Origin of the sequence: Desulfovibrio sp. 1214_IL3152 (assembly GCF_036763055.1) — a bacterium.
Lineage (GTDB): Bacteria > Desulfobacterota > Desulfovibrionia > Desulfovibrionales > Desulfovibrionaceae > Desulfovibrio.
In genome coordinates this window covers 1-8,660 of the sequence record NZ_JBAIYW010000466.1, presented here as the reverse complement: position 1 = coordinate 8,660, position 8,660 = coordinate 1, and the positions used below count along the sequence as shown (strand labels likewise).

General features: G+C 57.7%; 6 protein-coding genes and 1 pseudogene. 1 reads left to right on the top strand and 6 read right to left on the bottom strand.

Annotated elements, in window-relative coordinates:
* From V6C07_RS09795 to V6C07_RS09785, 3 genes and pseudogenes are all read right to left on the bottom strand, one after another.
* Nucleotides 1-371, bottom strand: a pseudogene (locus V6C07_RS09795) (replication restart helicase PriA); the annotation flags it as partial.
* A gap of 832 nt (nucleotides 372-1,203) precedes the next feature.
* Complete coding sequence (locus V6C07_RS09790; RefSeq protein ID WP_333536253.1) at nucleotides 1,204-2,604, bottom strand: SLC13 family permease; 1,401 nt, start codon at nucleotides 2,602-2,604, stop codon at nucleotides 1,204-1,206.
* Between the two features lie 218 nt (nucleotides 2,605-2,822).
* Entirely contained in the window at nucleotides 2,823-4,274 is a 1,452-nt protein-coding gene (locus V6C07_RS09785) for an aryl-sulfate sulfotransferase (protein WP_333536252.1), read from the bottom strand.
* A 196-nt stretch (nucleotides 4,275-4,470) separates the two neighbouring features.
* Between V6C07_RS09785 and V6C07_RS09780 the strand changes: the two genes are divergently transcribed.
* Nucleotides 4,471-5,154, top strand: coding sequence for a Crp/Fnr family transcriptional regulator (locus V6C07_RS09780; RefSeq protein ID WP_333536251.1), 684 nt, complete (start codon nucleotides 4,471-4,473; stop codon nucleotides 5,152-5,154).
* A gap of 136 nt (nucleotides 5,155-5,290) precedes the next feature.
* Here the strand turns inward: V6C07_RS09780 and V6C07_RS09775 are convergent, their stop codons facing one another.
* The 3 genes from V6C07_RS09775 to V6C07_RS09765 all read right to left on the bottom strand — a co-directional run.
* Nucleotides 5,291-6,790 carry a flagellar hook protein FlgE gene (locus V6C07_RS09775; RefSeq protein ID WP_333536250.1) on the bottom strand — a complete coding sequence of 500 codons (1,500 nt, stop codon included), beginning with the start codon at nucleotides 6,788-6,790 and terminating at the stop codon, nucleotides 5,291-5,293.
* An 86-nt stretch (nucleotides 6,791-6,876) separates the two neighbouring features.
* Nucleotides 6,877-7,290 carry a rhodanese-like domain-containing protein gene (locus V6C07_RS09770; RefSeq protein WP_333536249.1) on the bottom strand — a complete coding sequence of 138 codons (414 nt, stop codon included), beginning with the start codon at nucleotides 7,288-7,290 and terminating at the stop codon, nucleotides 6,877-6,879.
* A 352-nt stretch (nucleotides 7,291-7,642) separates the two neighbouring features.
* Nucleotides 7,643-8,660 (bottom strand): pyridoxal phosphate-dependent aminotransferase (locus V6C07_RS09765; RefSeq protein ID WP_333536248.1); only part of this gene is annotated, 1,018 nt, incomplete at its 5' end.

Sequence of the window (8,660 nt, the reverse complement as noted above, 5' to 3'; positions counted from 1 at the left end):
TTCCTTGTGGCCGCATCAGCCCCGCGAATGCGGGCCAAAGGCCACGATGCTGCCCCTTTTTCGTGGAGCAGGCGCAGGCGCACGCGGGTAAGCCGCAGGCCCTGCGGCAGTACATGCCCCAGAATATGTCCGGGACTGAGGGCCTGACGCAGCGCAAGGTCCTGTGCCAGGGCCAGAAGTTCGGGCGTGAGAACGGCCTTTTCTTCCAGCGGCCAGCAAACGCTTTTGCAGGCCACTCCCTTGGGCAGATCAATGTGGGTGCTGGTCTCAAGCAGAATGCCGGCGCGCAGAGCGGCCTTGTCTCCCCTGCCCAGCGGTACGGCCACACGCAGACCGGGCTGCCAGAAATCCTGTGGGAATTCAGGCGGCAAGGCGTAGCTCAAGGTGGCATAAGGAGGACTCAGAAGAGCAATGCTGGCATACATGTGGGGCAGAGTTAACCAATACGGCAGGGAAAGCAAGCCTCTGGCGGCGCGCCCCGGCTGCCGAAGGCCGGAGCCGCTTGATTTGGGAGCAGATAAACCATGAGAGCAGATATTCTCAAAGTCAATTTGCTCTAATGGCCCGTTTCAGGCCAACCGCGCCTGATACGCACGTAGTCTGAAACGGGCCATTAGAGTATTTAACTTTTGAAATGCTCGCCTACGGCAGGTAAAAGCCTGCCTGTTCGCATTTCGTGGCAAGGATTTTCAGGAAAATCCCTGCAGAGCAGGTAATTCATTTCATTCGTAAACGGCTCCGGAGCAATTTCATCTTGAAATTGCTCTGGCGGCTGCGGGAGCAGACGCCCGCTACGGAGGCGTGAGCGCAGCTTCAGCCGTTACGACAAAGGAAGTTACGGATGCTTCAGGAGTTGTAACGCAGGAAACTATGCTTGCAGACAGCATGTGTAACGATCGGCCTGTTTCCATACAATCGCTGTCGCCATTCGTAAGGCTCGCAGGCTCGCCAACGACTGCCGCGAAGACAGCAGAGCTATTTATTTGCGCGGTTAAGCATCGAAGCGATGCGTGTCTTAAACTTTGAGAATGTACATTCTCAAAGTTAATCTGCTCTAGACAGTGTCGTCACGAGATGAATTTGCTTGGTATATCAAGGAGAACGAGCCTTTTATGCAGGGAGTGTACTCTTATGGTACTCGACCGGAATAAAAGGCGAAGTTCGACGCAGAGATACCGGGAAAGGCGCTCGTGACGACACTGTCTAGCCAACCATGCGCCAGTAGGGCATGGCGATGGCTGCCACAAAAAGTCCTGTCAGGAGCATGCGCAGGGCCATGACCACAAGCATGTCCCTGAACCGGATGTAGCCGCTGCTGTAAAAATAAAGGTACAGGGCGTACTCGTAGGGAAAGAGCAGGTTGTCCAGGCCGTACTGAAAGGAAAAGTAGAGCAGCCTGGGGTCAATGCCCATCTGTACGCCAAGCTCGGTAATGGGGGCCGAAAGGGTAGAGGTGGCCGCCAGCGGCGTGAGCAGAAAGTTCATGGCCACGCCTACAACGTAGGAGCATACGGTGGCGAGGGTTGTTCCCGTTTCGCTGAACAGCGGCAAAACAAGTCCCGCCAGCCACTGGGTGACCTTGAGAAAGCCCCCGGCACTGCCGATGGCCATGCAGCCCATGATGAAGAAAAGCGGCGCGAAGTTGATGGCACTGATGCGTTTGCCGTTCATGAGGCTCACGCCCGGCAAAAAGGCTATGCCTGTCACAAGCACCAGCACGGTTCCCGCGCTCAGGTGGTGCAGCGAGTCGGTGGAAAGCAGCACCAGCGTGCCGCACAGCAGCACCAGGGCACGGCGCTGCTCGTCGCTCATGCTGCCAAGCTCCGCGTGTTTTTCACGCACGGCCCGGCAAAGGCTTTGCTTGTCAACGCTGGTGCGCAGCACCAGCAGCACCAGCCCCAGCGACATGAGGGTATACAGCATGGCCGGAACAAAGTTGAACTTTGCGTATTCCATCCATGTGGTCTGGGTTCCCATAACCTTGTCCACAATGCCCATGCCCATCACAAGGTCGCCCGCGCCCGTGAGGTAGGCAAGCTTTGTGGAGCCGACAGCCAGGCAGGCAGCCAGCACCACGGCCGTGGCTTCACGGCTTTTGGGCTTGAAGTCCAGCGCATCGCAGAGGGACAGGGACACCGCGCAGATGATGGCGGCCTTGCCCATAATGGAAGGAACCAGCGGCGAGATGATGGCCGCCGCCAGAGTGATGCCCGCCAGGGCCCCGGCAAAGCTGCCGCCTGTGAGCTTGACGCAGGTGAGGGCGATACGCTTGCCCAGCCCCGTTTCCTGAATGATCTTGCCGAGCGTGAAGCCGCCTATGACAATAATGGGGACTTCGGAAAGCCACGGGCCGAAAACGACCTTCTGGCTCAAGCCGCAAAAAAGGGTGTACAGGATGGGCAGAACAATACCCACGGCCACTTCGTTCATGCTGTCCACGGCCCAGGCAATGACGGCCCACAGGGTAACGGCCAGAAAGGCCGCCATGGGGTCGGTAAATGCTTCGCTGCGGGGCATGACGAAATAGACGGCAAGCGGCAGAACGAGGCTGAATGCCCATTTTGCCAGCATGGCCGGTGTAAGGTCGGAAGTTTTAACAAACATGGCGTCCTCGTGAGGGTCCGGACTTTATCCCGCCCCGGCCGGCAAACCGGGGCGGGATGTGGAGGGTTGGTTAGAGCAATTTAACTTTTAAATTGCTCGGACGGCTGCGTGAGCAGACGTTCGCTACGGAGGCGTAAGCGCAGTTTATCTGCGCGGTTAAACGCCGAAGTGAGCGTGCCTTAAACTTTGAGAATGTATATTCTCAAAGTTAATCTGCTCTAGTTGCCGGAGGGGTCTTCCACCGAGGCTACGCACAGGGCATTGCTGCCTTCATACGGCTGGCAGCCTTCCACGGTGACCTCTTTGTCACGGTCTCCGGCTGCGGCTGCGCCCGGCACGCGGAAGGTGGTGACGTCCAGGGGCGCAATGGCCTTTTCCACGGGTTTTTCCACCTGGGGAACCCATTCATAGGGCACGCGGTAGGCGCGATAGGTCATGTTCATGGGCACATGCTTGCCCCAGTAGGGCGAAATGAATTCCCACACGATTTCATGATCCCGGGTGACTTCAAAAACGCGGCCGTCCGAACCTTCCGTAATGAGGGTGTTGCCGTTGGGCAGGCGCTGCATGCCGCTGATGAAGGGGCTGTAGAAGCGGTTGCTGTCCATCGGCTCAAGAAAGCCTGCTTCCTTGGGCGTGTACTGCCAGACAATCTTGAGGCTCACGGGGTCAATTTCCAGCACGCGCGAATGGTCGCGCAGGGCCGCCTTGACGCCCGTGGGCGCGCCGGGGTTGGGCACGTCGTAGCCGCCCCATCCGCCGTTGTCGAAAATAAGAATGTTGCCTTCGCCGGGCAGGCCGCGGGGAATCATGTGGGCATGGTGCTGGCCGATGATCCAGCCGATGGCCCTGAGTTCGGGCGAGCTGTCGTAGTCCGGGCCGAGCTTCCAGGTGATCTTGCCGGTCTTTTTGCTGATAATGAAGATGATGTTGGCTTCGCGCCCGTCCACAATGATGTTGTCGGGATGGAAGCGCTCGTCGCCCGCGTCGTACCACTTGTTGGGACCAAGGGCGGACATGGAGTTGATGTGTATCCAGTCGCCCATGCCTTCGGGCTGCGTGGGCCGGTAGTTGGGGTTGCGCGCCAGCGTGTTCTTGGGGCCTTCTCTGAAGCCCATTTCGTCAAAGTGCTCGTTGCAGCACCATTCCCAGAGGATTTCGCCATTCCAGTCGACCTCAAGAATAAGGTCGTCCAGCAACAGCTTGTCGCTGATGGCGGCATTGCGGGCGTTGCGGTGGCAGAGCACCAGGGTGTTGCCTTCCAGAGCCTTGGGCTCCATGCCCGGCGTGAAATAACCCACAGGGTTGCCTTCGCGCTGGAAGTCGTGGTGGTAGCGTGCCATCCAGCGGCCTTCAGTGCCGGGATCCTCAATAAACTCGTTACGGTCGAATTTCCAGACGATATTGCCGTCCCAATCGGTCTGGACAATGTCAAGCCCGTCCTGCACACTGTATTTGCCACTGCGGCGACCACGGCTGGTAACAAGATAGCCGCCGGGAAGAATTTTGTTGGGCATGCCGTGAACGCCCTTCCAGACATTGACCTCGCGGCCATTCATATCCATAAGAACTGCACCGACTTCCTGAGCCTGAAAAATGGTGAAGCCGCCCCAGCATTTTTCTGGGTTGAACAGGGTGACTCCTGTGGGATAAATTGTCGGGTGACCCATGATGTATCCTCCTTGATGTTTAGAAAGGCGAAATGGCAGTTCGCCTTTTTTCCATGTGGATAAAATTTTTGTGTGTTGCAGAATCAGGGTAGCGGCAGGCAGGCTGAGGGCGTGTTCCGTATGCAACATTTTTCACAATAAATTTTCCGGGCAGGCACGCGTCGTGGAACGGACGTCGCGTTTTGGAGATGATATCATGGAAAAACAAACAGTTGAGGTAAGCATCAAGGGCAGTCGCAACTGGGCCTTCAAAGAGATGAAGGGCATGAACGCCCCCTGGCGGTCGGTGCTGTATCTTGCACGCCGCTTTGCCTGGCCCAAGGGGCATGAGGTTCAGTTTCGCAATCGTCTTTATTTTCTGGAGAAAGGCCGTGTAAGGCTTACGCATCAAAGCCTTGAAGGTATGGAAAAGATTCTCTGGTACATTCATGAAGGGTGCATCTTTGGGGAAACGCCCTTTCTTGATCCCATGCCGTTGGAGAGTTTCTTCACATGTGCCACTGATTGCGTGGTCTACGGTTTTTCAAAAGAGAGCTTTGAGACGATCAGCCGGGAGCGGCCCGACCTGATCTCAAACCTGCTGCTTTCCATGTCGCGCAAGCTGCGGATACTGTCCAACCAGGCTTCTTCCCTGTATGTGGACAATCTGCTGGTGCGGGTGTGCAAGTTCATGGCGCAGCATCTGGAGCCGGACAGCCACCCCCTTACCGCGAATCTGGGTATCTCGCGGCAGGAGATGGCAAGTCTGCTTGGGGTACATAGAGTTTCTTTGTACAAGGTGCTGAAGCAGCAGGAAGAGGAAGGACTTTTTGGCCCCTTTGAGGGCAACGCGGTGGTGATTTTGCAACCCGAGGAATTTTTTCGGCTGGCTTCTGCGTAGAGCAATTTTAGAGCAATTTCTCTTTGAAATTGCTCTAAAGTGAAACTGCTCCAGGGGCAGGGCAGATTATGAAAAAAGGGCGCGTTGCCGTGTTGCGGCAACGTGCCCAGAGTCTGTTTCAAGAAGAAGCTGTTGCTTAGCGCTTCAGTTCCACGGCCTTTTGCAGCATCTGGTCGGCAGTGGTGACCACCTTGCTGTTGGACTGAAAGCCGCGCTGGGTGATGATCATATTGGTCATCTCCGTCGCCATGTCCACATTGGAGTTTTCAATATTGTAGGCGCGTATGGTTCCGTAGTTTTCGGTTCCTGCCACGCCCATGTCCATCTGGCCGGCATCCTCGGTGGCGCTGAACATGTTGTACCCCTCGCGCCGCAGGCCGTCTTCGCTTGTAAAGCGGCACACGGGAATCTGCCACAGGTTCATGCTCTGGTTGTTGGAAAAAAGCCCGACCACGTTTCCGTCGGCGGAAATGCTGATATTGCTCAAAAAACCTTCGGGATAGCCGTTCTGGACGTTGCGCCGCGTGACCGGTGAAGACCCTTTGTAGTTGGTGGTGGCGTCAACGGCCACTGTGGCGTCCTGCCCCATGCCGCCCAGCGAATTCTGCACGGCGCCCACGGCAGCTGCATTGGCCGGGGCATTCTGCCAGCCTCCGGCGGCACTGATGCCGAGGTTCACCGTTGTCCCCACGCCGTTGACCGTCATCTGCGGCAGGCCGCCGTCCGACAGGGCGGAGGGAACCCAGTCCGTCAGGTTTTTGCTGTCCGCAACGGAAGGGGTAAAGGCCGTCATGTCGGTCAGCTGCCCCTTGGCGTCAAAGGTCAGGGTTCCGGTCATCAGGGCGCCTGTGCCTGGCGCAACTCCGTTTTCATCCTTGGGGGTGTTGCCTGTGGCTATGAGGTACTGCACCACGCTGCCGGGGCGGTCGCTCGGGGCCGCGTCAAAATAGATGGTGGCCTGTTGCTGGCTGCCGTTTTCGCCATACAGGGTGATGTTCTGGGCATAGCCGTAGGCCAGGTTGGAAAGAGGCGGCGCGTTGTTGGCGTCGTAGGAATTCAGCATGGTAAAATAGGGATCGGCCGCATCGGTGCTGCTTGGCGTTTCCAGCCCAAGGTTGAAACGCATGTCCACAGACGTGGTGCTTTTTGAGGGCATGGTGGCGAACTTGTCTATGGTGACCTGCTGCAGACCGCCTTTGCTTCCGTCGACATTGTATTTGTAGCCGTTGAGGGCCAGGCCCGAAGGGGTGCGCAGAACCCCGTCCTTGTCGGGGCGAAAGTCTCCGGCACGGGTATAGTAGAGGTCCACGCCGTCCGTCACCTGAAAAAAGCCTTTGCCGCTGATCGCCATGTCTGTGACCGTATTGCTGGTCTCAAGCGCCCCCTGGCCGAAAAGCGTGCGTACAGACTCCACCTGCAGGCCCATGCCCACCTGACCGAGCGCTACACGCGAGTTGTCCTGCGCATTCCACCAGTTTCCCATACCGCCCTGCTGGGCGTAAAAAATATCGGAAAAGAGAATGCCCTGCTGCTTGTAGCCGATGGTGCTGACGTTGGCGAGGTTGTTGGTGGTGACATTCATGCCTTCCGCCAAGCCTTTCATGCCCGTAGCGCCTATATAAAGTGACGAGTTCACGCTGGCCTCCATAAAAATAGGGGCGGTGGAGGAAAAACATTCCTCCCCGCCCCTTATACTGCAGAGAATGTGCCAGAACTGTGGATTTATTTTTCCACAGGCAATCCGCGCTGTTGCCAGACACTGATGCCTTCGTTCATGTGCAAAATATTCCCGATCCCCGCCTGCTGCATGCTGGTGTAGGCTCCGGCGGAACGGTTGCCCGTACGGCAGTAGAGCAGCACCGGAGCATCCTTGGGCAGGGCGGCGATCTGCGTTTCAAACGGCCCGCCGAAATAGTCAATGTTTACAGCGCCGGGCAGATGCCCATCGCGAAACTCGGCGGGGGTGCGCACGTCTACGATAATCAGTCCCTGCGGCGGGTTTTTCAGCAGCTCAGCCGCGTCCTGCACGCTTATGTCCCTGGCGGCTGCGGGCAGTGCCGCAAGCATGACAAGGACGGTCAGGGCAAGGGCGCAGAAAAAACGGCGGGATGCGCTGTTTTGCATTCTGTTTGTCATAAAGGCTCCATTGGGCCGGTCATTTGGGCCGTGTCATCCCGTGCCGTCGTCCGGCCCGTTGTCTCACGTCGCGGCCCGTCATCTCTCGTCGCGGTCTGCGCGCTTGTACCCGTGTCATCCGGGGCTGCCTGTTCGTATTTTGTGGCAGGGATTTTTCTGAAAATCCTTGCCGGGCAGTTAGGCAGTGTCGTCACGAGATAAATTTCCTTGGTATATCAAGGAGAACGAGCCTTTTATGCAGGGAGTGTACCCTTATGGTACTCGACCGGAATAAAAGGCGAAGTTCGACGCAGAGATACCGGGAAAGGCGCTCGTGACGACACGGTCTAGCGCATTTCATTCGTAAATTGCGCTATTCTACGGTAGCGCGGGCCTTGGCAAAGCCTTCGGCCGAATTGCGGATGACGCTTTCGTCCACGCAGAAGGCCAGACGGAAATGCCCCGGGCAGCCGAAGCCCGTGCCGGGCACTGCCAGCACACGCTCTTCAAGCAGGGCGTTCACAAAGGCCACGTCGTCGCCGCCGGGAGCCTTGGGGAAGAAGTAAAAGGCTCCGGAGGGCATCTGGAATTCGTAGCCGGCCTGTTCAAGCACTTCGGCCATGGCCTTGCGGCGGGCGGCGTAGACCTCAAGGTCCACCTGGCTCCCCAGGGCTGCGGCCATGATGTGCTGGCCCACCACGGGCGGATTGACAAAGCCCAGAATGCGGGTGGTGAGGGTAAGGGCGGCCATGAGCAGCTTCTTTTCTTCTGCGGGCAGCTTGGGCGAAACCGCGGCGTAGCCCAGGCGTTCGCCCGGCAGGGAAAGGCTTTTTGAAAAAGAACTGATGGCAATGGCGTATGGGTAGAGGGGCAGCACCGAAGGAACCTCTGCGCCGTCATAGGCCAGAAAGCGGTAGGGTTCGTCAGCTATCAGCCAGATCGGCTTGCCGTATTCCTGGCTCTTGTTGAGCAGCAGATCGGCAATGGCCGCTATTTCCTTGCGCTTGTAGACCACACCCGTGGGGTTGTGGGGCGAGTTGATGAGCACCACGCGGGTCTTTTCGCTGATGGCGGCTTCAAGCGCGTCCAGATCAGGCGCAAAGGTGTCTTTTTTGCTTTGCACGGCCTTGAACACGCCGCCGTGGTTGGACACGTAAAAACCGTACTCCACAAAATAGGGAGCAAAGGCCAGCATTTCTTCGCCGGGATTGAGCACGGCGCGCAAAAAGGCGTTGAGCACGCCAGCCGCGCCGCAGCCCAGGATCACGTCTTCCGCCGTCAGGGTTACGCCCTGTTCGCGGCTCAGGTAGTCAGCCAGCTTTTCCCGCGCCCAGGCAAATCCGCCGTTGGGCATATAGCCGAAAGCAAACGGTTCATGAGCGTGCTCGGCA

Bases quoted from the DNA above. Each gene is read 5' to 3' on its own strand.
- V6C07_RS09770 (WP_333536249.1), bottom strand. From the start codon at position 7,290: ATGACAAACAGAATGCAAAACAGCGCATCCCGCCGTTTTTTCTGCGCC.
- V6C07_RS09780 (WP_333536251.1), top strand. From the start codon at position 4,471: ATGGAAAAACAAACAGTTGAGGTAAGCATCAAGGGCAGTCGCAACTGG.
- V6C07_RS09785 (WP_333536252.1), bottom strand. From the start codon at position 4,274: ATGGGTCACCCGACAATTTATCCCACAGGAGTCACCCTGTTCAACCCA.
- V6C07_RS09790 (WP_333536253.1), bottom strand. From the start codon at position 2,604: ATGTTTGTTAAAACTTCCGACCTTACACCGGCCATGCTGGCAAAATGG.